Source organism: Cnuibacter physcomitrellae (genome assembly GCF_014640535.1).
GTDB classification, from domain to species: domain Bacteria; phylum Actinomycetota; class Actinomycetes; order Actinomycetales; family Microbacteriaceae; genus Cnuibacter; species Cnuibacter physcomitrellae.
In genome coordinates, this window is record NZ_BMHD01000001.1 from 3,077,030 (window position 1) to 3,101,687 (window position 24,658).

General features: G+C 72.0%; 21 protein-coding genes. 20 read left to right on the forward strand and 1 reads right to left on the reverse strand.

The window, feature by feature from the left end:
• The first annotated feature begins 60 nt into the window (after window positions 1-60).
• From IEX69_RS14495 to IEX69_RS14525, 7 genes are all read left to right on the forward strand, one after another.
• Window positions 61-1,428: an efflux RND transporter periplasmic adaptor subunit gene (locus IEX69_RS14495; protein ID WP_085018092.1), complete on the forward strand. Its 1,368-nt coding sequence runs from the start codon at window positions 61-63 to the stop codon at window positions 1,426-1,428.
• Window positions 1,428-2,159: an ABC transporter ATP-binding protein gene (locus tag IEX69_RS14500; protein ID WP_085018095.1), complete on the forward strand. Its 732-nt coding sequence runs from the start codon at window positions 1,428-1,430 to the stop codon at window positions 2,157-2,159. The genes IEX69_RS14495 and IEX69_RS14500 overlap by 1 nt, the downstream gene beginning before the upstream one ends.
• On the forward strand, window positions 2,156-3,388 hold the full coding sequence (locus tag IEX69_RS14505) for an ABC transporter permease (RefSeq protein WP_085018096.1): 1,233 nt from the start codon (window positions 2,156-2,158) through the stop codon (window positions 3,386-3,388). The genes IEX69_RS14500 and IEX69_RS14505 overlap by 4 nt, the downstream gene beginning before the upstream one ends.
• Window positions 3,389-3,434: 46 nt before the next feature.
• Window positions 3,435-4,340, forward strand: coding sequence for a DUF5666 domain-containing protein (locus tag IEX69_RS14510; RefSeq protein ID WP_085018098.1), 906 nt, complete (start codon window positions 3,435-3,437; stop codon window positions 4,338-4,340).
• A gap of 48 nt (window positions 4,341-4,388) precedes the next feature.
• Window positions 4,389-6,398, forward strand: a complete 2,010-nt coding sequence (locus IEX69_RS14515; RefSeq protein ID WP_085018100.1) for an efflux RND transporter periplasmic adaptor subunit — start codon at window positions 4,389-4,391, stop codon at window positions 6,396-6,398.
• A 182-nt stretch (window positions 6,399-6,580) separates the two neighbouring features.
• Entirely contained in the window at window positions 6,581-7,303 is a 723-nt protein-coding gene (locus tag IEX69_RS14520; RefSeq protein ID WP_085021289.1) for a VIT1/CCC1 transporter family protein, read from the forward strand.
• A gap of 49 nt (window positions 7,304-7,352) precedes the next feature.
• A complete protein-coding gene (locus tag IEX69_RS14525) occupies window positions 7,353-8,105 on the forward strand; it encodes a phosphatase PAP2 family protein (protein ID WP_174604383.1) in 753 nt (250 codons plus the stop codon).
• Between the two features lie 26 nt (window positions 8,106-8,131).
• Here the strand turns inward: IEX69_RS14525 and IEX69_RS14530 are convergent, their stop codons facing one another.
• The gene (locus IEX69_RS14530; RefSeq protein ID WP_085018104.1) at window positions 8,132-8,977 is read right to left on the reverse strand and encodes an IclR family transcriptional regulator; all 846 of its coding nucleotides are present in this window, start codon (window positions 8,975-8,977) and stop codon (window positions 8,132-8,134) included.
• A gap of 99 nt (window positions 8,978-9,076) precedes the next feature.
• Between IEX69_RS14530 and fae the strand changes: the two genes are divergently transcribed.
• The 13 genes from fae (at window position 9,077) to IEX69_RS14595 (ending at window position 24,325) form a co-directional block, all read left to right on the forward strand.
• Window positions 9,077-9,622: a formaldehyde-activating enzyme gene (fae, locus tag IEX69_RS14535; protein WP_085018106.1), complete on the forward strand. Its 546-nt coding sequence runs from the start codon at window positions 9,077-9,079 to the stop codon at window positions 9,620-9,622.
• On the forward strand, window positions 9,619-10,551 hold the full coding sequence (locus IEX69_RS14540) for an NAD(P)-dependent oxidoreductase (RefSeq protein WP_085018108.1): 933 nt from the start codon (window positions 9,619-9,621) through the stop codon (window positions 10,549-10,551). The genes fae and IEX69_RS14540 overlap by 4 nt, the downstream gene beginning before the upstream one ends.
• Complete coding sequence (locus IEX69_RS14545; RefSeq protein ID WP_085018109.1) at window positions 10,548-12,056, forward strand: NAD-dependent succinate-semialdehyde dehydrogenase; 1,509 nt, start codon at window positions 10,548-10,550, stop codon at window positions 12,054-12,056. The genes IEX69_RS14540 and IEX69_RS14545 overlap by 4 nt, the downstream gene beginning before the upstream one ends.
• Before the next feature lie 2 nt (window positions 12,057-12,058).
• Window positions 12,059-12,835 (forward strand): SDR family oxidoreductase, encoded by a 777-nt coding sequence (locus tag IEX69_RS14550; RefSeq protein WP_085018111.1) that lies wholly within the window; start codon window positions 12,059-12,061, stop codon window positions 12,833-12,835.
• 72 nt (window positions 12,836-12,907) lie between these two features.
• Window positions 12,908-14,404, forward strand: coding sequence for an FAD-binding oxidoreductase (locus tag IEX69_RS14555; protein WP_085018113.1), 1,497 nt, complete (start codon window positions 12,908-12,910; stop codon window positions 14,402-14,404).
• A complete protein-coding gene (locus IEX69_RS14560; protein ID WP_085018114.1) occupies window positions 14,401-15,849 on the forward strand; it encodes an FGGY-family carbohydrate kinase in 1,449 nt (482 codons plus the stop codon). Before IEX69_RS14555 ends, IEX69_RS14560 begins: the two co-directional genes overlap by 4 nt.
• A gap of 99 nt (window positions 15,850-15,948) precedes the next feature.
• A complete protein-coding gene (locus tag IEX69_RS14565) occupies window positions 15,949-16,599 on the forward strand; it encodes an ABC transporter permease (protein WP_157127069.1) in 651 nt (216 codons plus the stop codon).
• The gene (locus IEX69_RS14570; protein WP_373284472.1) at window positions 16,592-17,650 is read left to right on the forward strand and encodes an ABC transporter ATP-binding protein; all 1,059 of its coding nucleotides are present in this window, start codon (window positions 16,592-16,594) and stop codon (window positions 17,648-17,650) included. The genes IEX69_RS14565 and IEX69_RS14570 overlap by 8 nt, the downstream gene beginning before the upstream one ends.
• Window positions 17,647-18,438, forward strand: a complete 792-nt coding sequence (locus IEX69_RS14575) for an ABC transporter permease (protein WP_308420505.1) — start codon at window positions 17,647-17,649, stop codon at window positions 18,436-18,438. Before IEX69_RS14570 ends, IEX69_RS14575 begins: the two co-directional genes overlap by 4 nt.
• A 60-nt stretch (window positions 18,439-18,498) precedes the next feature.
• Window positions 18,499-19,452, forward strand: a complete 954-nt coding sequence (locus IEX69_RS14580; RefSeq protein ID WP_085018116.1) for a glycine betaine ABC transporter substrate-binding protein — start codon at window positions 18,499-18,501, stop codon at window positions 19,450-19,452.
• 87 nt (window positions 19,453-19,539) lie between these two features.
• Window positions 19,540-20,643, forward strand: coding sequence for a mandelate racemase/muconate lactonizing enzyme family protein (locus IEX69_RS14585; protein WP_085021293.1), 1,104 nt, complete (start codon window positions 19,540-19,542; stop codon window positions 20,641-20,643).
• Window positions 20,644-20,819: 176 nt separating this feature from the next.
• Window positions 20,820-22,970: a glycosyltransferase gene (locus IEX69_RS14590; protein ID WP_085018117.1), complete on the forward strand. Its 2,151-nt coding sequence runs from the start codon at window positions 20,820-20,822 to the stop codon at window positions 22,968-22,970.
• On the forward strand, window positions 22,967-24,325 hold the full coding sequence (locus IEX69_RS14595; RefSeq protein WP_085018119.1) for a nucleotide disphospho-sugar-binding domain-containing protein: 1,359 nt from the start codon (window positions 22,967-22,969) through the stop codon (window positions 24,323-24,325). The genes IEX69_RS14590 and IEX69_RS14595 overlap by 4 nt, the downstream gene beginning before the upstream one ends.
• Window positions 24,326-24,658 lie beyond the last annotated feature (333 nt).

Below are 24,658 nucleotides of genomic sequence, written 5' to 3' on the forward strand. Positions count from 1 at the left end.
GCCTCCCTACGGTCGATGCAACTTCATTGAGTTGAGTCGAGTCGTTCGAGTAGGGAGACCATGGGACTGCGGGAGAGAGCGGGACGGGCGGCGAGCAGAGCGCGCGCGCTGCGGCCACGCACCTGGATCATCGGCGGCGCGGTCGCGCTCGTCGTCCTCGGTGGGGGCACGACCTGGGCGGTCCTGGCGACCACGGGCGCCCAGGCGGAGACCCGGCCCACCACGACCACCGTCGCGGCGAGCCTGGAGACGCTGGAGAAGACCGTGTCGTCCTCGGGGACGATCGCTCCCACCACGACCGAGGACGTGAGCTTCGGGGTCGAGGGCACGGTGCAGACCGTGAACGTGCAGGAGGGACAGCAGGTCGCCGCGGGCGACGTGCTGGCGACCGTGGACACCCTGCACGCGAACGCCGCGGTGCTCGAGGCCAAGGCCACCCTCGCGGCGGCCCAGGCGAAGCTGTCCTCTGCCGAGGCGGACGACGACGGCAGCGACTCGTCCGCGACGGCGATCGCCTCGTTCCAGGCACAGGTCGACGTGGCCCAGACCGACGTGACGGAGGCGGAGACCGCCGCGACCGGCACCACGCTCGTCGCCCCGATCGCCGGACTGGTCACGAACGCGAGCGTCGAGGTGGGGGACGTCGTCTCCGGATCCAGCTCCTCGGGATCATCCAGCTCGACGGGTTCTGCCGCCTCGGGCACGTCCTCGAGCGGAGGCCTGGGGGGTGCGACCGGCTCCGGGGGCACGACCTCGGGGTCGAGCGGATCCACGAGCTCGACCGGCCAGTTCACGATCGTCAGCACGGACTCCTGGACGGTGAGCCTGTCGGTCAGCGAGACCGAGGTCTCCGAGATCGCCGTCGGCGATCAGGTCGAGCTGTCCACCGACGACGGCACGAGCTTCTTCGGCACGGTCGGCTCGATCGGCCTGCTGCCCTCGACCAGCTCGGGTGCCGCGGCCTACCCGGTGGTCGTCGACGTCACCGGGTCCCCGGATGGCCTCTTCGACGGCGTCTCCGTGACGGGCGACATCGTCTACGAGCGTCGCGCCGACGTGCTGACCGTGCCGTCCGCGGCCGTCACCACCGGGACCGACGGCACGTCGACCGTGACCGTGGTCGCGGACGACGGCACCGAGACGGTCACGACCGTCGGGGTGGGCGAGACGAGCGGGAACCTCGTCGAGATCACGTCCGGCCTCGCCGAAGGGGACATGGTGAAGGTCACGGTCTTCACCCCGGGCAGCGGCGGCGGTGGGCAGGGCACGGGAGGTACGGGTGGCACGTTCCCCGGCGGCGGCACCGGAGGTACGGGTGGCACGTTCCCCGGCGGCGGCACCCTGCCCGACGGCGGCAGCCTCCCGGGCGGCGGCCAGTTCCCGAGCGGCGGCACCTTCCCCGGCGGCGGACAGCAGGGGGGTCGGTGATGGCGGCCCTCACCTCGCGGCCGGAAGCGACGACGGCGGCTCGCGAACCCGTCATCGAGCTCCAGGACGCCCGCAAGGTCTACCGCTCCGGCGCGATCGAGTTCGAGGCGCTGCGTGGCATCGACCTCGAGATCCACGAGGGCGAGTACGTCGCGATCATGGGTCCGTCGGGTTCGGGCAAGTCCACCCTCATGAACGTGCTGGGCTGCCTCGACACCCTCACCAGCGGCAGCTACCGCCTGGCGGGGAGCGATGTCCGCGACCTCGACGAGGCCGAGCTCGCCGAGGTGCGCAACCGCCGCATCGGGTTCGTGTTCCAGCAGTTCAACCTGCTCCCGTCGCTGGCCGCGTGGCAGAACGTCGAGCTCCCGCTCATGTACGGCCGCGTCCCCCGCGCGGACCGCCGGGCGCGTGCGGCGCGCGCGCTCGATCGCGTCGGCCTGGGGTCCCGTCTCGACAACCGGCCCGGCGAGCTCTCAGGCGGTCAGCAGCAGCGCGTCGCCGTGGCCCGGGCCCTGGTCGGCGAGCCCACCATGATCCTGGCCGACGAGCCCACGGGGAACCTCGACACGGTCTCGACGAACGACGTGCTTGAGCTCTTCGACGAGCTCCACGAGGCCGGGCGCACCATCGTGCTCATCACCCATGAGACCGAGGTGGCGGCGCGCGCCAAGCGCGTGGTCGTCGTCCGTGATGGTCGTCTGCAGGATGCGGAGGTGCTCGCCTCGTGAACTGGTCGGAGACGCTGCACACCAGCTGGGCGGCCGTGCGGTCGCACGCGCTCCGGTCGCTGCTCACGGTGCTGGGCATCCTCATCGGGATCGCGGCGGTGATCATGACCGTAGGGCTGGGTCTCGGTACCCAGAAGGACGTCAGTGCCCAGATCTCGTCGCTCGGCAGCAACCTGCTGATCGTCTCGCCCGGTTCCAGCACCGACAGCTCGGGGGTGCGCGGCGGCTTCGGGACGGGTGCATCCCTCACCCAGGCGGATGCGACAGCCTTGGCATCGAGCATCAACGCGCCGGACATCGGCGGGGTAGCGGCCGAGACGACGACGTCCCTCTCGCTCGAGGCGAACGGGACGAACTGGACCACCACCGTCACGGGGACGAGCCCGTCGTGGCTCGACGTGCGCTCGCGCACGCTGGCCTCGGGCGAGTTCCTCGACGCCGAGGACGTCGCGTCGAACGCCTCCGTCGTGGTGCTCGGCTCAGAGACCGCCGACGAGCTGTTCGGCTCGCCGTACGTCGTCGGGCAGTCCGTCTCGATCGACGGCCAGGACTACGAGGTGATCGGGGTGCTCGCCTCGGCAGGGTCCGACTCGTCCTCGAACCTCGACGACGTCGCCCTCGTGCCCTCGAGCACCGCGACCACGCAGCTGTTCGGCGGCTCGTCGGGCGGCTCGGTCTCGACGATCTACATCAAGGCGGCGTCGGATACGCAGCTGTCGGCCGCGTACCAGGAGGCCCAGACCGTGCTGCTCAACCTGCATGGGATCGCCTCCGCCGACGACGCCGACTTCACGATCTCCAGCCAGGACGCCTTGGTCGGCGCCGCGACGTCGATCTATCAGACGCTCACCGTGCTGCTCACCGGGATCGCCGCGCTCTCGCTCCTCGTGGGTGGGATCGGGGTGATGAACATCATGCTGGTGTCGGTCACGGAGCGCACTCGCGAGATCGGACTGCGCAAGGCTCTGGGCGCGCCGCCCTGGGCCATCCGCCGGCAGTTCCTCGTGGAGGCGGCCATCCTAGGACTCTCGGGCGGGGTGCTGGGCGCGGTTCTCGGCATCGGCGCGGCCCTCGCGCTGCCCGGGGTGATCGGATCGTCGATCGTCGTCTCGCCCGCCGCGGTCGGCCTGTCGATCGCCGTCGCGGTGGCCATCGGGATCGTCTTCGGCGTGTATCCCGCCACCCGGGCCGCTCGGCTCGCGCCCATCGATGCCCTACGCAGCGAGTAGGCGTCCCTCCTCCTCTCTTCCCTCGTCCTCACGAATGGAGCAACCCATGATCACGAACAAGCGCACCGTCGCGGTCTCCGCGGGCGTCCTGCTCGCTTGCGCCGGCATCTTCGCCCTGGCCGCCTGCGCCGCGACTGAGGCGTCGACGTCCTCGTCATCGTCGTCCGCCACCTCGGCGCCGCCCGGCGGAGGAGGCTCGGGCTTCCCTGGCGGGGGGACGTCGGGTGAGATCGCCGCCCTGAGCGGGACGACGCTCCAGGTGCAGGACGCGTCGTCGCAGACCGCCGTCACGTACTCCGAGTCCACGACGATCTCGGCGAGGGTGAGTGCGACTCTCGCCGACGTGACCGTCGGCTCCTGCGTGACGGTGATGAGCGGGCAAGTGCCCACCGACTCGTCGTCCTCGTCGTCCTCGACGGGATCCGGCGACACGGCCACGTCCGTCGCGATCTCGGCGGCGACCGACGGCACCTGCACTGCAGGCTTCGGCGGAGGCGCGCCAGGTGGTGGGGGCGCCGGCGGCGGCACCCCGCCCACCGACTTCCCGACCGACGGCGCCCTGCCGACCGACGGCGCCCGACCCACGGGCATGCCCTCGGCTCCCGACGGATCCGGGGAGGGGCCCGGCGCCTTCGGCGGCTTCGTCTCCGGACTCGTCACCGCGGTCTCGGGCACGACCATCACCGTCGACGCCGCCGACATGTCGGGAACGACCTCGCCGACAGACGTGACGGTCGGCGAGGGCACGGCCTACACCGTCACCCGCGCCGCAGACGCCTCCGCGCTCGTCGTGGGCCAGTGCGTGACGGCTCAGGGCGAGTCCGACTCGAGCGGCGCGGTCGCCGCGACATCCCTCCTCGTCTCGGAGCCCACCGACGGGAGCTGCACCATGGGCTTCGGCGCGGGCCGCCCCGGTGGCCCCGGCGGTGGATCGGCTCCCTCCACGTCCTGACCGGACCGACACCCGCATCCACCCCCGACCCTTCTGGAGCAACCCCGCATGACCGAGCAGACCGAGACCACCGGACCCGAGGCGTCGGCGGCACGCAAGCGCGTCGTGCGGAGACGCAAGGCGATCGCCATCGCGATCACCACCGCCGTGCTCTGCGCGGCGGGTGGCGGCACGGCGTTCTCGCTGGCGCAGGCAGCCGGGCCGTCGTACCGCACGGCGACGGCGGCGCTCGGGAGGGTGGCCGAATCGCTGGACCTCACCGGGACCGTGGCGTCGGTCACCCGACGGGACATGGCCTTCCAGGTCTCGGGCACGGTCTCCTCGGTCGCCGTGTCGGTCGGTAAGCACGTGACCGCGGGTCAGACGCTCGCCGTCCTCGACACCGGGAGCCTACAGGAGGCGATCGACTCAGCCCAGGACGCCGTCGACTCGGCGAACGAGCAGCTCGACAGCGACCTCGAGGCGCAGTCGTCCGACTCGATGTCGACGTCCGGCGCGGCGGGTTCGGGTTCGGGAGCCCTGGTGTCCCCGGATGCCGGGGCCGCCGCGCCCTCGGGGGACGCCCCTTCCGGAGGTTCGCCCTCGGGTGGGTCGGCGTCCCCGGGGTCCGGCTCCGCAAGCCCGGGCTCGGGCGGTGGTGACTCCGGTGGAGGGTCCCCCGACACCGCCGCCATCGAGGCCGCTGTCGCAGCGGTGCAGGTGGCTCAGCAGACCCTCCTCACCCAGTACCGGTCGGCGACGGACGCCTACGACCTCGCCCAGCAGACCATCGCATCCTCGGACGAGACCTGTCGACCGTTCCTCGAGGCGAGCCTCGCGGGAAAGGACGTGAACGCCGATTCGGACGCGGACGGCGCCGTCGACGGTGCCGGAGGCCCGTCCGCCTCGGGTGGGTCGTCCACCACGGATCCGGTCACGGGTGGTTCGTCCACAGGCACGGACTTGGCCACTCTTCAGGCGCAGCTGGCTGCCTGCCAGGCCGCGATCCAGTCCGTGCAGACCGACCAGCAGACGGTCTCGACCGCGCAGCAGGCCGTGCTGGATGCCGCATCCGCACTCGACACCGCGGTGACCAGCCTGCAGTCCGCTGTCGCCTCGACCTCGTCATCGACGCCCGCTCCCGCTCCCACCGCCGAGACGACCTCGGCGGCCTCCGGGTCGGCGCACGTCGCGGTCCTCGCCTCCGCCGTCGTCACCGCCGGGGACACCGTGGGAACGGGCGGTGCCTCCGGTTCGGGGAGCTCGATCCCGAGCTCGGGAGGGTCGACCACCATCACCGCGGACACCATCCTCTCTGACCAGGCTGCAGTGGACGCAGCGGAGGCGCAGCTCGCCATCGCGCAGGCGAACCTCGCGTTCGCCACCCTCTCGAGTCCGATCGAGGGTACGGTCGCGGCGGTCTCGATCAGCGCGGGCGCCACCGTGTCCGCCGGCTCGACCGACACCGTCATCACGGTCGTGGGCGACGACGGCTACACGGTGTCCTCCACTGTCACGCTCACGAACGTCGCGAAGCTCGAGGTCGGCCAGACGGCGACGGTGGAGCTGCCCTCCTCAGGCACCACGGTGTCCGGCACCGTGAGCGCGATCGGCCTCCTCGACACGAGCGGCTCGTCCACGCCCAGCTACGACGTCACGATCGCGCTCGATGACGCAGGCAAGACGCTCCTGAACGGCGCCTCGGCCTCGGTCACCGTGGCGGTGGCCGCAGGCGACTCGGTGCTCACCGTGCCGACCTCGGCGGTCCACCGATCGGGCACCGAGTACAGCGTCGACGTGCTTCGCGACGGGACCTCCACAGCTGCCCCGGTGGAGATCGGCGCCATGGGCTCCGAACTGACGGAGATCGCCTCGGGGCTCTCGGAGGGAGACGAGGTGGTGCTCGCCGACCTCGACGAGGCCGTCCCCTCCGACGACTCCGACACCGATTCGGGCACGGGGCTCACCGGGCTCGGCGGCACGACCGGCGGCAGCGGTTCGTTCCCCGCCGGCGGCACGTTCCCCGGAGGGGGAGCAGGGGGAGGCTTCCCGGACGGCGGGTCGCTGCCCGCGCGGTAGGCGCGCCGTTCAGGCCGTCCGCAACTGCCGCGACGCCCTCGTCGGAGACCCGACACCTCGACACCGAATCGGCCCAAGCCCCGCGATATCCGCCGAGGTCCGCCTGGTTCGGTGTCGAGGCGGGGGTGAGGTGTGGCTTCGCTTGCTGGCGCGGGCAGCGCCCGATTTCCTACGGTGTGAGCATGCAGGAGCGCATCGACGGGTCGCATCCCGAAGAACCGCACCGCGAAGGGCTCGCCCAGCGGCTGAACTGGCTGCGAGCGGGGGTGCTAGGGGCGAACGACGGGATCGTGTCGGTCGCGGCCGTCGTGGTCGGTGTAGCCGGGGCGACCCCGGCGGTGCCCGCGATCGTGACCGCCGGGCTCGCGGCTCTGGTCGGAGGAGCCATCTCGATGGCTCTGGGGGAGTACGTGTCGGTGAGCAGCCAGCGCGACAGCGAGCGCGCCCTCATCTCCAAGGAGCGACGTGAGCTGTCGGAGATGCCCGAGCAGGAGCTCGAGGAGCTGACGGGTCTCTACCGGGCGAAGGGGCTGAGTGAGGAGACCGCCCGCCGGGTGGCCGAGGAGCTCACCGCCCACGATGCTCTCGCGGCCCACCTGTCGGCCGAGCTGGGCATCGACGAGGACGACGTGGTGAGCCCGTGGCACGCCGCGCTGGCGTCGGCGGTGGCCTTCACACTGGGCGCGATCCTGCCGATGCTCACGATCGTCTTCCTGTCCGAGCAGATCCGCATCCCCGTCACGTTCGCCGTCGTCCTCGTCGCGCTCGCGGTGACCGGTTACGTGGCGGCGTGGATCGGCGGCAGCTCGCGGGGCAAGGCCGCGCTCCGCGTCGTCGTCGGCGGGCTGCTGGCGCTGGGGGCGACCTTCGCGATCGGGACCCTGCTGGGCACGACCGTGCTCTGATGATCCCCCTCCCCGATCTGCTGCGACCCGACGAGGACGGATGACAGAAATGACCTCGACCCCCAGGCACCGCGCCGCGGCGCAGGACGCGATCCTGCAGCCATCCGCCCATCCGCGTCGCATCCTCGTCCTCGCGGCGGTGGTCGTGGTGCTGGTCACGGTCGTCGGGTTCGTTCTGCGCGGGCATCCGCTCGACGCCGGCCTCTCGGCCTGGCTGAACCAGGCCCATGTGGGTCTGTTCGGCGCGCTGGGCTCCGCGGTCTACGCCGCCTTCTCGCCCATCCCCGCCATCATCGAGACGACGATCATCGCGGCCCTCCTCTGGCTGTGCACGCGGCAGCTGCGGATCGCCCTCGCCTTCGGCGTGACCATCGCCGCCACCTGGATCCCCTCCGGGATCCTCAAGGAGATCATCGACCGTCCGCGGCCGGACCCGGCGATCCTCCCGCATCCCTTCGATCCCGTGCAGCTCGACCCCTCCTACCCCAGCGGCCACACGGTCTATGCGACGGCGTTGGTCGTGACGCTGGTGCTCCTCGCCGGCCGGACGCGCTGGCGGGTCCCCGTCGTGGTGGGCGGGACGGCGCTCATCCTCGTGGTCGGGGTGTCGCTGAGCATCGACGCCGTGCACTACCCGACGGATGTGGTCGCCTCGATCGCGTGGGGTCTCGCGGTCGCCCCCGCGGCGCGGCTCCTCGTGGTGTTCCTGCTCGCGAAGCTGCCCCCGGGCCGTCGAGTCGCGAGAAGCGGCCCCTCCTCGGGCCGCGAAGCGGCGCCTTCTCGCGACTCGAAGCGGGGGTAGCGGGCGCTGCGGCGGCCGCGGGTGCCTCAGGCGCGGTAGCCGAGGTCGCGGGAGAGGTCCTGCGCGTTCTGCGCGACGAAGCGCGCGAGCGAGGGGAGGCGGTCGCCGATCCGCATCTTCGGGGCGCTGACGTTGAGGGCGGCGACGATCCGGCCGCTGAAGTCGCGTACCGGCGCCGAGGCGCCGACGACACCGAGCTCGAGCTCCTCGTCGAGCAGGGCGTAGCCGGTCGAGCGGATGCGCGCGAGCTCGGCGCGCAGGCTCGCGAGGTCGGTGACCACGGCCTTGTCGCCGGGCGGCGATTGAAGGACCGAGAAGCCGGCGCCCCGCGGCGGGATGGGGCCGACGATCGGCTGGTCCTGCCCGTGCTCCTGGTACCACTGCGCGAGGGCCTCGTCGTCCCAGTCGGAGAGCAGCACGCGGCCGGACGGAGTCCGCCACGCCGCCGTCGTGATGCCCTCCCACCCCGTCGTGCGGAACTCGTGGGGGCTCAGCTCGCTCGCGATCGTCAGGACGTTGCCGCCCCGGAGCACGCAGAGATGCGCCGTCTCGCGGGCGTTCTGGGCGATGCGGCGCAGGCGGAAGCGCGACTCGCCGATCATCCGACTCTCCATCGTCATCGCGGCGAGGGCGAAGAGGCGGTGCCCGAGCCGATAGCTCAGCGTGTTCTCGTCGCGGTCGAGGAGTCCCGCGTCGGCGAGGGTCGCCAGCGTGCGCGAGACCACAGACTTGTCGCGGCCGGTGAGCTGCGCGATGCGCACGACGCCCATGCCGTTCGAGACCTCGGCCTCGGCGCCACCGAGGAGTTCGAGGATCTCGATGTCGCGGGTCAGCCCGGACGAGTTGCGGCGGGGCGAGCCAGTTTCGGTCATCGCCCCACACTACGTTGTCATTTGCGCACCCTCAAGTGGCCGGAGGGCACCTCCACTCCCTAGAGTGCGATACGTCCACACGCAACACGGACGAGCTCGATGGAGAGAAGAGAGGGTGCCCTCGGCATGGACATGAACATCGGCGAGAGCTTCGTGGGAGACGGCGTCAACGCCGCCCACATCAACACGGTGGCCGGGCCCCGCTCCGGCCCGGCGGGCACGGCCTGGGCCACGGCCCTCGCCAGCCCCAGCGCCGGGCACGTGCCCTTCGTGGCGGTGCTCGCGCCGTCGCTACCGGTGAAGCCCCTCACCCTCTTCGTCACCAAGTCGGCACCCGCCGGCGACGAGCACGGCAACCACATCTGGGGTCCTGCGCAGGCGGGGGTCGCCGCCGGGGTCGCGGATGCGGTCGCCGCCGGTGTGATCACCCGCGAGGAGTGCGACAGCCACGTCATCATCGCCGCGGTCTGGGTGAACCCGGGCGCCGACGACGCCGACGCGGTCTACCGCAACAATCGCACCGCCACCGCGACGGCACTCCGCAACGGCGTCGAGCGCCTCCCGGCCATCGACGACGTGCTCGCTGTGAAGGACCGCCCGTCCAACCCCTTCTACACCGCCCCCGAGTCTGGAGACCGCGCATGAGCGACCCTCGCCCCACCGTGGGATTCATCGGCCTCGGCAGCATGGGCGGCGGGATGACGCGCAACCTGCAGCGGGCCGGCTTCCCCCTCGTCGTCACCGATCTGCGCCCCGAGTCGGCGACCGAGCTCCTCGCCGGGGGCGCGGTCTGGGCCGACACCGCAGCGCAGGTGGCGGCCGCCAGCGACCTCGTGATCACCATGCTGCCGACCCCGCGTCACGTCGCGGATGCGGTGAGCGGACCGAACGGCGTGCTCGACGGCATCCGCGACGGCGGCACCTGGATCGACATGTCGACGTCGGTGCCCGAGGTGGCCGACGCCGTCCGCGCCGCGGCTGCGGACCGCGGTCTCCGCATCCTCGACGCTCCCGTGAGCGGGATGTCGGTCGGTGCGGCCAACGGGATGCTGCAGATCTTCATCGGCGGCGACGCCGACGACGTCGCCCGGCTCCGCCCGGTGTTCGAGGCGATGGGCGACCCGGAGCGCATCCTCCATGTCGGCGGGCACGGCGCGGGATACGCGGTGAAGCTGATGATCAACCAGCTCTGGTTCTCGCACCTGGTCGCCACCGCCGAGGTGCTCGCCGTCGGCGTCAAGGCCGGGGTGGATCTCGGGGTGCTGCGCGACGCCCTCGTCGCGAGCCCGGCGAACAGCAACTTCGTCGAGCACGACGTGCTCTCGATCCTCGAGCGCGGCGACTACGACGAGGGATTCGCGCTCGCCCTCGCCTGCAAGGACCTCGGCCTCTCGGTCGACCTGGCCCGGGCCGTGAACGTCCCGGTCGAGCTGTCGGGCCTCGTCGAGCAGGTCTTCCGCCGGGCCAAGGCGAGCTACGGTGACCGGGCGGGCGAGATGACGCCTTTCCAGCTCTACGAGGACCTCGTCGGCACCCCGCTCCGCCTGAACCCTGTCGAGGAGGGAGTCCGATGACGATCGAGCAGACGACGGGAGCAGCCGAGGTCGCGCTCCTCGAGCGGGTCCCCACGGGCCTGTTCCTCGACGGCGAGTGGCGAGACGCCTCGACAGGGGCGCGCTTCGACGTGATCGACCCCGCCACCGAGCGTGTGCTCGCCCGCGTCGCCGACGCGAGCCCCGAGGATGGGAGGGCTGCGCTCGACGCCGCCGCGCGGGCGCAGCGCTCGTGGGGCCGGACCGCCCCGCGGGAGCGGGCCGAGATCCTCCGCCGCGCGTTCGAGCTGGTCACCGCGCGGGCGGAGGAGTTCGCCCTGCTCATGACGCTCGAGATGGGCAAGCCGCTCGCCGAGTCGCGGGGGGAGGTCGCCTACGGCGCGGAGTTCCTGCGCTGGTTCTCGGAGGAGGCGCCGCGCATCGCGGGCCGCTACTCCACGGCCCCGGACGGGCGGAACCGCCTCGTGGTGGTGCAGCGACCCGTCGGGCCGAGCCTGTTCATCACCCCCTGGAACTTCCCCCTCGCCATGGCGACCAGGAAGATCGCCCCGGCGATCGCGGCGGGCTGCACGATGGTGCTGAAGCCCGCGGCCCTCACGCCGCTCACGGCGCTCCTGCTGGCCCGGGTCCTGGAGGAGGCGGGCCTGCCGCCCGGCGTGCTCAACGTCATCCCGACCACCAGGGCCGGCGCGGTCACCGGTCCCCTCCTCAAGGACTCGCGACTCCGCAAGCTCTCGTTCACGGGCTCGACCGAGGTGGGCCGTCGGCTGATCGCCGACTCGGCCGATCAGGTGCTCAGGGTGTCGATGGAGCTCGGCGGCAACGCCCCGTTCCTCGTGTTCGAGGATGCGGACCTCGACGCCGCCGTCGACGGCGCCGTGCTCGCCAAGATGCGGAACGGCGGCGAGGCGTGCGTCGCGGCGAACCGGCTGCTCGTCCACGAGGACGTCGCCGCCGAGTTCACGCGCCGCTTCGTCGAGCGCATGGCCGGATTCACCGCGGCCCGCGGCACCGAGCCCCAGTCGACGCTCGGTCCGCTCGTCGATGCGGCGACCCGCGACAAGGTCGCGTCGTTGGTCTCCGGGGCGGTGGAGGACGGCGCCCGGATCGCGCTCGGCGGGACCGCCCCCGAGGGGCCCGGCTACTTCTACCCCGCGACCGTCCTCGTCGACGTGCCGAAGGATGCGCGCATCCTCGACGAGGAGATCTTCGGCCCGGTCGCCCCCATCACGACCTTCCGCACCGAGGAGGAGGCCGTCCGTCTCGCCAACGCGACGCCGTTCGGACTCGTCTGCTTCGCTTACACCCGCAGCCTCGACCGCGGTCTGCGCCTGGCGGAGGAGCTCGAGACGGGCATGCTGGGCATCAACGCCGGCGTGGTGTCGAACCCCGCGGCGCCGTTCGGCGGCGTCAAGCAGTCGGGGCTCGGCCGCGAGGGCGGATCCGAGGGCATCCACGAGTACCTCGAGACCACCTACGTGGGGATCGCGGACCCGTTCGCGAGCCTCGCTGGAAGGGACGCGTGAGCATGGAGATCTCGGACTTCTCGACCTCGTGGTTCTCGCTTGAGGGCAAGCGCGCGATCGTCACCGGCGGCAACACCGGGCTCGGGCGCGCCTTCACCGTCGCGCTGGCGGCGGCCGGAGCGGACGTCTTCGTCCCCGGTCTCGCCGCCGACGACGGGGAGACCGAACGGCTGGTCTCCGGCCACGGACGGCGCTTCGCGTTCGTCGAGGCCGACATCACCACTCCCGGACGGGCGGACGAGGTGGTCGAGCAGTGCGTCGACACCCTCGGCGGCCTCGACATCCTGGTCAACTCGGCGGGGATCTCGCTGCTGGCCGAGGTGCAGGACTTCGGGCGGGACGAGTGGGACCCGATGGTGGCGGTCAACCTCACGGCCGCCTTCGAGTTCGCGCACGCCGCTGCGCGGGTGATGATCCCGCAGCGTTCGGGGAAGATCGTCAACATCGCGTCGCTCTTCTCCTTCCTCGGCGGCCGGATGTCACCGGCCTACGCCGCCACCAAGGCCGGGATCGCCGGGTTCACCCGGGCCTACGCCGATGAGCTCGGCGAGCACGGGATCCAGGTCAACGCGCTGGCGCCGGGGTACTTCGCGACCGCCATCACGGAGCGCACCCGCTCCGACCCCGACACGAACCGTCGGGTCCTCGAGCACATCCCCACGGGGCGCTGGGGCGACCCGGCCGACCTCATGGGCGCGCTCGTCTTCCTCTCGTCCCGCGCGGCCGACTACGTCACGGGGACCACGCTCGTCGTCGACGGCGGATACCTCGTGCGATGACCGCGCCGCATCCCGTCCGCCCGCCGCACCCCGTTCACCCGCCCGTCGCCCTCTCCCGATAGGACAGTCCCCATGCCTGCCTCCCGTTCCCCGCTCAGCCGTGACGAGATCGCCGCCGCCCTCACCGGGCTCCTCGGCGCCGACGCGGTCGACACCAGCGACGCCGCCCTCCGGGAGGCGAGCGTCGACCGCTTCAAGAAGTACACCGCCGCCCACGGCATCTTCGACGGCCCGTTCCCCTCGGCTATCGCCTACCCGGAGTCGACGCAGCAGGTCAGCGAGGTCCTCCGGTTCGCGAACGAGAACCTCGTCGCCGTCGTGCCGCGGACCGGTCGCACGGCGACCGAGGGCGGACTCGAGACCGTCGTCGCCGACTCGATCGTGCTCGACTGCTCGCGCATCGACTCCATCATCTCGATCGACGCCGAGAACATGATGGTGACCGTGGGATGCGGTGTGCCGCTGCAGAGGCTCGAGGACGAGCTGCGGCCCCTGGGCCTGACCACCGGCCACTCGCCCCAGTCGAAGCCGCTCGCCCAGTACGGCGGGCTCACCGCCACCCGCTCGATCGGCCAGTTCTCGACCCTCTACGGCGGCATCGAGGACATGGTCGTCGGGCTCGAGGCCGTGCTCGCCGACGGCACGATCACCCGGATCAAGAACGTGCCGCGCCGTGCCGCAGGGCCCGACATCCGCCATCTCGTCATCGGCAACGAGGGCGCCCTCTGCATCATCACCGAGGTCACCATCAAGGTCTTCCGCTTCCAGCCCGAGAACTACCGGTTCTTCGGCTTCCTCGTCGACGACTTCGCCACCGGCGTGGATGCTCTGCGCGAGCTGGTCACCGCCGGCTACCGGCCGAGCGTCGCCCGGGTGTACTCGCCGGAGGACGCCGGGCAGCACTTCTCGCACTTCTCGGACGGCAAGAACGTCGTCGTCCTGGTGGCGGAGGGGCCGAGGAGGATCGCGGACGCGACGGCCGACGCCATCCTCGAGACCTTCGCGGAGCGCCCTCACGTGCGCGTCGACGACGAGCTCATCGAGCAGTGGTTCAACCGGCTCAACTGGGGTCAGGACGCGATCGACAGGGAGCGCGCCGACATGATCGAGCGCCCCCATCTCGGCTACACCACCGAGGTGTCGGTCGACTGGTCGCGCGTCGACGAGCTCTACCACGCGGTCATGGACCGCGTGCGGAGCGAGTTCCCGAGGGCGGAGGATCTGACGATGCTGGGCGCGCACTCCTCGCACAGCTACCAGACCGGGACCAACCTCTACTTCGTCTACGACTACTGGATCAGGGTCGACCCGCGCGACGAGATCACCGAGTACCACAAGCCCCTCAACGCGATCATCGTCGAGGAGGCGCTGCGGCTCGGCGGCTCGATGGTGCACCACCACGGGATCGGGAAGTACCGCACCGACTGGACGCTCGAGGAGCACGGCTCCGCGTACCCGCTGCTGGAGCGGCTGAAGACGGCGCTCGACCCGAACGGCATCATGAACCCGGGCACCATCTTCCCGCTCGAGGACGGTGGTCCCGCGGCCGCGGTGCGGACGTCCGCGTGACCCGGCACGTCGTCGCGATCGACAACGGATCGCAGTCGACGAAGGTGCTGGTCGTCGACGAGCACGGTGCGGTGAAGGCGTCGGCGCGCGTGGGCCTGCGCCCGTACGAGACGCCGGCGCCCGGACACGTCGTGCATCCGGACGATGACGTGTGGGACTCCATCGCCGCGGCGACGCGCGTCGCGTTGGAGCGGTTCGACGGCGACCACGGCAGCATCGTCGGGGTCGGGCTCTGCACGATCCGGTTCTGCAGGGCGCTGCTCCGGGCCGACGGGTCGCTGGCGGAGCCGCTGCTCAGCTGGATGGACGACCGCGTCGGTCGTCCATTCGACGGGGCTCCCGGCGTCGAACGTCTCTCCACCTCGTCCGGGTACGTCGCCCACCGCCTCACCGGCGAGTTCCGCGACGCCGCCGCCAACTTCCAGGGGGTCTGGCCGATCGACCAGCGCACCTGGCGCTGGTCGGACGACCCGGCCGCCTACGAGGCGACGGGGATGCCGAGACGGATGCTGCCGGAGCTCGTCGAGCCCGGGGGTCTCCTCGGCACGGTCACAGCCGACGCGGCTCGGGCGACGGGTCTGCCCGTCGGGCTGCCCGTGTACGCCACGGCGAACGACAAGGCCGTGGAGGCCCTCGGTGCCGGACTGGCGCGGGGCGACGAGCTCCTGCTCTCGCTCGGCACCTACATCTCCTCGATGACGATCGCGCCCGGGCCGGAGAGCGGCTCGGCCTACTGGACCAACTTCGGATCCCGTCCCCGTCAGTACCTCGCCGAGAGCGAGGGCATCCGGCGCGGGATGTGGACGGTGAGCTGGTTCCGCTCGCTGCTCACTGAGTCCCCGCCGCCCGGTCCGGCGACCGACGTCCCGGCGGTCGTCGCCTCGCAGGACGACCTCTACGCACTCGAGGCCGAGCTCTCGAGGGCGGCGGCGTCCCTGCCGCTCGGCAGCGAGGGCGTCACCGTCGTGCTCGACTGGCTCGCTACGGCCGGCGAGCCCACCCGCCGCGGTGCGATCGTGGGATTCTCCGGCTCGCAGGGGCGGGCCCACATCCACCGCGCCATCCTCGAGGGCATCGCGTTCACCATGGCGGACCACGCCGAGGCGATGGCGGACGAGCTCGGCAGACGGTTCACCTCGCTCGTCGTCACGGGCGGGGGCGCGCACTCCGACCTCATGCTGCAGCTCGCCGCGGACGCGTTCGGCCTGCCCGTGCGCCGCTCCCGCGTCGACGACGCGGCAGGCATCGGCGCGGCCGTCTGCGCTGCGGTCGGGGCGGGCGTGCATCCGTCGTGGGACGACGCCGTCGCCCGGATGGTCGGGGTGCTGCCTGCGACCGAGCCGGGGAGCGAGGCGCCTGCCGCCGCGCGCCTGCGCGTCGTCCACCGCGGCATCCGTGAACGGGTACGCGCTCTCTCGGCGTGGGCTGCGGAGCAGGAACGCTGAGGTCGTCGTTCCGCAGATGTCATTTCGCCAACTGCGATTGAGTAGTGAACAAGTGAGCCCCTACGGTGGAGACCACCTCGATGATGAGAAGGAGACGATGTGGACGGTCTGTTGACGTTCTGGTCACGTCGCTGGGATGACATCCTGCAGCTGGTGCTGGAGCACCTCGCGGTCGTCGCCCTCTCCATCGCGATCGCCTCCCTCATCGGCGTGCTGATCGGCCTCCTGGTGTGGAACCGGCCGATCCCGCGCTCGGTCGTGATCGCTGCCGCGGGAGTCGCTCTGACCATCCCGTCGCTCGCCCTGCTGGCGCTCATCACCCCGGCCTTCGGGCTCGGCTGGGCACCCACGGTGTTCTCGCTCGTCTTCTACTCGCTGCTCCCGATCGTGCGGAACACGGTCGTCGGACTGCGTGGGGTGTCGCCGGCCATCGTCGAGGCGGCGAAGGGCGTCGGGATGAGCCCGCTGGCCGTCCTGCTCCGCATCCAGCTCCCCATCGCCTGGCCCGTGATCCTCACCGGCGTCCGGGTGGCCGCGCAGCTCACGATCGGCATCGCCGCCATCGCCGCCTACGTCGCCGGCCCCGGGCTCGGGCAGTTCATCTTCCAGGGCCTGTCGTCCCTCGGATCGAAGAACGCCCTCAACTACGCGCTCACCGGGACGCTCGGCGTCGTCATCCTGGCCCTCCTCGTCGACGGCCTGTTCGTCCTCATCACCCGCTACAGCACCTCAAGGGGGCTCCGTGCCTGATTCCACCGCCACCGCGGTCACCGCGATCTCGACCACTGCCGAGGGAGCGGGCGGCGCCTCGCTCAGCCTCCGTGACGTCTCAAAGGTGTATTCCGGGCAGAGCACCCCCGCCGTCGAGGACTTCACCATGGACATCCGTCCCGGTGAACTGGTCATGTTCGTGGGCCCCTCCGGATGCGGGAAGACCACGACCATGAAGATGATCAACCGGATCATCGAGCCGACGTCGGGGTCGATCCTCATCAACGGGCGCGACGTGCTCTCGCTGAACCCGAACGACCTGCGTCGCCACATCGGCTACGTGATCCAGCAGATCGGACTCTTCCCGCACATGACGATCTCCGAGAACATCGGCATCGTCCCGAAGCTGCTCGGCTGGTCGAAGCAGAAGACGGCCGCGCGTGTCGAGGAGCTCCTCGAGACCGTGCAGCTCGATCCGCGGGAGTTCTCGGCCCGCTTCCCCAGGCAGCTCTCCGGCGGTCAGCAGCAGCGGGTCGGGGTCGCCCGCGCCCTCGCCGCCGACCCGCCCATCATGCTCATGGACGAGCCGTTCGGCGCCACCGACCCGATCACGCGCGAACGACTCCAGGCGGAGTTCCTCCGGCTGCAGGCGAGCATCGGCAAGACCATCGTCTTCGTCACCCACGACTTCGACGAGGCGATCAAGCTCGGCGATCGCATCGCCGTCCTCAGCCAGCGCAGCCGCATCGAGCAGTTCGACACCCCGGCCGCCATCCTGGCCGAGCCCGCCAACGAGTACGTCTCCTCCTTCATCGGGGCCGGCGCCGCGATCAAGCGCCTCGCGCTCATCCCGGTGTTCGAGGCCGACCTGGGACCGGTCGCCGGATCGCCCTGGTCGGTGCCGATCGACGCGACGCTGCGCGATGCGCTCGACCTCATCGTGCTGCACGGGGCCGGCGCCCTCGACGTGGTCGAGGCGGGCAAGGCCGTGGGGTCGCTCGACGTCGAGCGGATCTCGGCGGCACTCGGCGCCGACGTGCCCATCGGCAGGCTGCCCACCACCGGGCATCCCGGAGGGCGGCTGTCGTGAGCGTCACCGTCGCCGACGAGATCGCCGCCGAGACCGAGAGGCCCGTCCCGATCTCGCGCGTCCGGCGCCTCGTCGTCTGGCATCGCTTCATCACGCCGCTCATCGTCGTGGTCGTGCTCGCCCTGCTCCTGCTCTGGCTCTCGAGCATCCAGCTCGACAGCATCGAGCAGCGCACGCTCAACGCGGACTACATCGCCCTGCGCGTCGGCGAGCATCTCAGCCTCACGGTGGCGGCGTCCGCGCTCGTGGCCGTGCTCGCGATCCCGGCCGGCATCCTGCTCAGCCGCACCCGATCGCGGGTGCTGCGCGGCACCATCCTCGGCATCGCGAACGTCGGCCAGGCCACGCCCGCGGTCGGCGTCGTGATCCTGCTCGCGATCGTCTGGCAGACCGGATACACCACGGCGCTCGTCGCGCTCGTGATCTACGCCTTCCTCCCGGTGCTCCGCAACACGATGATCGGCCTGCAGCAGGTCGACGCCACCGTGACCGAGTCGGCGCGCGGCATGGGCATGACCGGCGGGCAGGTGCTGCGGCGGATCGAGCTGCCGCTCGCCGTCCCGGTGATCCTCGCGGGACTGCGCACCTCGCTCGTGTTCTGCGTGGGCGTCGCGACCATCGCCACCTTCATCAACGCCGGCGGCCTCGGCGACATGATCGTCAACGGCCTCAAGCTCCAGCGCTTCCCCGTGCTCGTCACCGGAGCCGTCCTCGTGGCCTGCATCGCCCTCCTCATCGACTGGCTCGCCGCCGTCGCCGAGGACCTCCTCCGCCCCCGCGGCATCTGACCGCGCCCCGACCCGCATCCCCACCGTCACCGCACCCTCGCATCACCTAGGAGAACCACCATGAGATCACGCACCGTGCTCGCGCTGGCCGGCATCGTCGCCGCCGGCGCGCTCGCCCTCACCGGCTGCTCCGGCTCGTCCGGCACCGGAGGAGGCGGGGGAGGAGACGCCCAGGGCGACGAGCTGTCCGGCCTCACCGGAGACATCGGCGCCAAGGACTTCTCGGAGCAGTACATCCTCGCCCACCTCACCAGCCAGCTGCTCAACGCCCACGGCGCCGACACGAAGGCGAACACGCAGCTCGTCGGTTCCGCCAACGTGCGCCAGGCGCTCGAGAACGACGAGTTCCTCGGCTACTGGGAGTACACCGGCACGTCGTGGATCACGTACAACGGCAACACCACCCCGATCCCGGACGCCCAGGAGCAGTTCGACGCGGTGAAGAAGGCGGATGCCGAGAAGGGCATCGCCTGGATCGACCCGGCCGAGCTCAACAACACGTACGCGTTCGCCATCCGCTCCGACAAGGCCAAGGAGCTCGGCGTCACCAAGCTCAGCGACATCGCGAAGCTGCCGGAGAGCGAGCAGACCTTCTGCATCGAGAGCGAGTTCTCGACCCGCGACGACGGCTGGCCCGGGCTCAAGTCGGCCTACGGCATCACCGTGCCCGACTCGAACGTGTCGCTGCTCGACACCGGCGTCATCTACACCGCCACGCAGAAGGGCGACGACTGCAACTTCGGCGAGGTGTTCCAGACAGACGGTCGGATCTCGGCCCTCGACCTCACCGTGATGCAGGACGACAAGAAGTTCTTCCCCGTCTACCAGGGCGCCTTCACGCTGAAGCAGTCGACGCTCGATGAGTACCCCGCCATCGCTGACGTGCTGAAGCCGCTCAGCGACCTGCTCACCACCGAGACGATGCAGCAGCTCAACGCCAAGGCCGACGTCGACGGCGAGGACCCGGAGGACATCGCGACCGACTTCCTGACCGAGAACGGCCTGATCGGCTGACGCTCGCGAACCGATGGGCACGGAGGGGACCCCTCCGTGCCCATCGTCTTCCTCCGCCGCGTCGAGTCCGTCTCCCGAGGAGTCCCGATGAAGATCACCGAGATCCGGCTGCACCGGATGAGCCTCCCGCTCGATCCGCCGTTCCTCGCCGCGTGGGATCCGCATCCGCGTCGGTCCTTCGCCGCGACGCTCGTCGAGGTGCGCACCGACGAGGGTGTCACCGGGTACGGCTCGGGCGACACCATGACGGGGTTCGAGGAGTACGAGCACCTGTTCCTCGGCACCGACCCGCTGCGGATGCTGGAGCAGGTGCGCCGGCTCGAGACCGTCACGTTCCACGGCGGCCGGTACTGGCCGCTCGAGGCCGCGCTCTGGGACATCGTCGGCAAGACTGCGGGACTGCCCGTGAGCGTGCTGTTCGGTGGGGCCCGGGATCGGCTGCCGGTCTACGCCTCCAGCGGGGAGCTGAAGTCGCCCGGCGACCGCGCGGAGTCGGTGCTCGCTGCGCGTGAGCGGGGATTCCGGGCGGTCAAGATACGGATCGCCCGAGACCGCTTGGCCGAGGGGATCGCCGCGGTGCGAGCGACGCGCGAGGCAGTCGGCGACGGGTTCGACCTCATGGTCGACCTCAACCAGATGTGGCGGATGGCCGGCGACGTCGAGCCCGCGCTCTCGCTGGCGACCGTGCACCGGGTCGCCGCGGAGCTGCGCGACCTCGGCGTGCTGTGGCTCGAGGAGCCGCTGCCGCAGACCGACGTGCGGGGCGCGCAGCGCGTCCGCGCGCAGACGGGGATCCAGGTCGCCGGCGGGGAGATGGTCAGGAGCCTGCCCGAGATGATCGCGCTCGTCGAGGCCGACGCCTTCGACGTCTACCAGCCCGACGTCGTCCTCGCCGTGGGGATGCTGCGGGCGCGCCAGGTGGCGGAGTCGGCTCAGCTGCGCCACCGCCGCTTCACCCCGCACACCTGGAGCAACGGGCTCGGCCTGCTGGCCAACCTCCATGTCGCGGCCGGCGTCGACGCGGGCCCCTACCTCGAGTACCCGTTCGATCCGCCCGGGTGGACGCCCGAGCGCCGCGACTTCTTCCTCGAGCCCGTCCAGATCGCCGCGGATGGCACCCTCCCGGTCCCGTCCGCCCCGGGCCTCGGCGCGGTCATCGACTGGTCCGCCGTGGAGCACTACGCGGACTGACCCCCCCGCAGGCGCCGATCGATCGGGCATCACGCGGAGAGCGGCGAGGTCAACCCCCTTGCTGGGATTCTGCCGCGAGCGGTGAGGAGGAGGTCGGCATACGCTCGGCCGCAGGTCGACGCGACGGGATCCTGGACGCCGCACGCGGGCCATCGTGTGCCCGGAGGAGAAGTGCCATGGGAATCCTGACGTCGCTGGACGAGGTGCGTCACGCGGGGAGCATCGTCGAGGCGATGCGCCTGTCCGACGACCTCGCGTTCGAGGCGAACCGCGATCCCGGGGCGCGCACCATCCGCGTGCTGACCGCAGCCCTCGACGACGAGGACCAGCTCGTCGCCATCGCCGCGACCCACGCTCTCGCCCAGGTCATCGACGAGCAGGCGGACCGCGCGCTCTCTAAGCTGCTGTCGAGCGAGCGCGCCTTCCTGCGCGAGCACGCCGCGTGGGCGATCGGGTCGCGCATCCCCCGGCCGGATGCGATCGGCCGGCTGATGCGGATGGTCGCCGCGGGCGGGTTCGGCGGCATGCTCGCCCAGCGCACGCTCGAGCAGTGGGCCGTCGTCACGCCCGAGCCGATCGCCGTGGGCCTCGAGGGCGCGCTGCTGGGCCACGCGGATCCCGCCACCCGCTACCGGCTCGTCGAGACCCTGGGCCTCGTCCCCGGCCGGGTGGCGACGCGGTCGCTCCTCGTCGTGGCGGCCGACGCGACGGAGGACGACCACGTCCGCGTCGCCGCCGTCGCCGCTCTCGGCCAGCGCCGGAACGACGAGGACGCTCCCGCCATCCGGGCCCTCGCGGGCGGCCTGTCGCTCGGCGGCGACTACCTCGCGGATGCGGCACGCCTCGCGCTCGTCGACCTCGACGGCGGCTCCGCGGTGCGGACCGAGCCCCACGACGACCTCCGCGTCGCGCAGCTCTTCCTGCACGCCGACATCGACGCCGACCTCAGCCACGCCGGATCCGGTGACAACGGCGGCATCGCGACCCTCCTGGTCCGGCTCGGCGACGCGCTGGTCGCCGAGCCCGGATCGCCGGTGCGTCAGGTGATCACGATGTCGCGGGGCTCCGTGTCGGAGGCGCTCGAGAGCGTCGACGAGCTCCGCGGCGCCTCGGCCGGGCACCGCTACGGCCGCATCCCGCTGCTCAGCAACCCGATCCCCGGTGCGACCGCCTGGCCGCTCCGGATCGCGGCCCGTCGCGGCATCCGGCGCATCCTTCGTGCCGCGGGCGGCGTGGACGTGCTCCACCTGCGGATGGCCGACGTCGGCAGCCTCGCGGCCGCCGACGTCGCGCGCGAGCTCGACGTGCCGATGGTGTTCACGGTGGCTCCCGACCCGCACTCCGTCATCCGCTCGCTCGAGCTCTCGGGGCGGCTCACGCGCGAGAACTTCGGCGAGGCGGATGCGCGGGAGCACTTCTGGTTCCGCACCCGGCTCGTGCAGCGCCTCGCCTCCGACGCCGACCACAGCGTCTTCTTCCCCCGCCCGCAGCTGGCCGACGACATGCGCGAGCTCGTCGGGATTGACATGAGCGCGCATCCGGAGCGCCACACCGTGGTCCCCGAGGGCATCGACCTCGGTGTCGTCGACCGCGCCGTCCGCGAGGCCGCCGACCTCGTCGCCGGGATGCCGGCGGCCCCCGCCCTGCGCGAGCTGACGGAGCTGCTCGAGCAGCTGCCCGACGAGCGCCGGGGCCTGCCGCTGCTGGTGAGCGTCGGCCGGTTCCACCGGGTGAAGGGGATGGCGTCGCTCGTCGAGGCGTGGGACGCCGGTGCGCTGCGCGACCGCGCGAACCTGCTGCTCATCGGCGGCGACCTCGCGCGTCCGTCGGCCGACGAGTCGGAGCAGCTGGCGCTGATGGACGCCGTGGTGCCGCCGGCATCGCGACTGTCGCGGGGGCTGCTGCTGCCCGGGCACCGCCCGAACGACACCGTCGCGCGGTGGGTGGCGGCGGCGCGCTTCGGCGTGCCCGGGCTGGCCGCGCCGCACGGCGTCTACGTCTGCGGGAGCGTGAAGGAGGAGTTCGGCATCGCGCTGCTCGAGGCGATGGCCACGGGGCTCTTCGTCGTGGCCCCCGACGGCGGCGGGCCCGCGACCTACGTCACGCCGGGGCGGACGGGCATCCTCACCCGGACCTGGGATCCCAGGGCCCTCGAGCAGTCGATGTCGGAGGCGCTCGCCCTCGCCGCCGCCGCCTCCGACCAGGGCCAGCCCGCGGAGTCGCGGAGCGTCGTCGAGCGCAGCTTCACCGTCGGCGCCATGGCCCGGGAGCTCACCGGCGTCTACGACACCGTCGGCCTGCGCGCGCGCGAGGCGGCGGCCGCGTGACGCTGCTCGTCATCAGCCCCGACTACGCCTCCCACCTCCTGCCCCTCGCCACCCTGGCGACCGCGTGGCGCGACGCGGGGGAGCGGGTGGTCGTCGCGACCGGATCGGCGACGACCGGCATCGTGCGATCGTTCGGCTACGAGCACACCCACCTTCAGCTCGGGCGCGGGTCCAACCCCGGCGTCATCCGGGCCGAGGACCAGCCGAAGGGCGAGGACGACGCGCTCCGCGGGTTCTTCGCCGCGACCCGCGTGGGCATGGTGGAGACGCTGCGCTTCCAGGCCGAGGCGCGCCTCAGCGACCTGATGTGGGAGCCGGTGCAGGCGGCGCGGGCCACGCAGGAGGTGGTCGCAGCCCTCCGGCCCGACCGCATCCTCGTCGACCACCTCGCCTTCAGCGCCCGGCTCGGGCTGACCGCGGCGGGCGTCCCGTACGGCGACGTCGTGCTCGGGCATCCGTCCGCGCTGCCGCTGCCCGGGAGCGGCGAGGTCTACGGCTTCCCGCCGGCCTGGCCCGCGGCCTTCCACCCGGATGCGGACGAGCTGGCCCGCCTGCGTGAGCTGTGCGAGCGCGTCGACCGCTCGTTCACGGCGGAGTGGAACGCGGCGCTGGCCGAGCTGGATCCGTCCGCCCCGCCGAGCGCGAGCGCCTTCGAGGAGCACGGCGAGACCGTGCTGCTGAACTACTCCGTCGAGCTGGCGGACGAGCGGCGACGAGCCGCATACGGACCCGCCGCGTTCCTGGGCTCCGCCGTCCGTGAGGAGAACGGGCCCGACGTCGACACCGTCATCGAGTGGATCGCGGCCTCGGACGTCCCGATCGTGTACGTGAGCTTCGGGAGCTTCCTCTCGGTGCGCGACGACGTCCTCGCTCGCGTCGTCGAGGCTCTGCGCGACCTCTCCTCCTCGGGCTCCGCGGTCCGCGTGGCGCTCGCGGTGGGGTCGGCGGACGTCTCGACGCTCGGCTCCCTGCCCGAGGAGTGGCTGGTGCGAGAGTTCCTCCCGCAGGTGACCCTGCTCGGTGCGGCCGCGGCGGCCGTCACGCACGGCGGCAACAACAGCGTCACCGAGGCGATGACCGCGGGCGTCCCGCTTCTGGTGCTGCCCTTCTCCACTGACCAGTTCGCCGGCGCCGCCGCCCTCGAGGAGGCCGGGCTCGCGAGGGCGCTCGACCCGAACGCCGCCGCCCCCTCCGAGCTGCGGGCCGCGCTCGCGGACGTGCTCGCCCTCCCCGCGGGCGCCCGCGCGCGCCTCGCCGCGCTCGCGGCGTCCCTCCGCGACCGCCCGGGCCCCGCCCGCGCCCGCGCCGCCCTCCTCCGCGCCCCCTCCACCCCCACCGGCGACGTCCGGCCCTAGATCCGCCCCCGGAGGGGCGGGTTCTCGCGGATCGGCGGTGGGGAAGCGCCGCGTGGGGTGGGTGCGGGTTGCGCCGCGTGAGCGTCGCGTCGTGTCCGTGTGAGCGGTGACGGCGCGGTGGGCGGGCGCAACCCGCGCCTCCGCCCGCGTTCGCGCCTCGAGCGGCGCGACCTTGCGTCGAGCGGCGACATTCTGCCTCTGGAGCGCCCGCCGAGTGGCGGGTTCTCGCCGTTCGGTGGTGGGAAGCGCCGCGCGTGGGGTGGGGTGCGGGTTGCGCCGCGTGAGCGTCGCGTCGTGTCCGTGTGAGCGGTGACGGCGCGGTGGGCGGGCGTA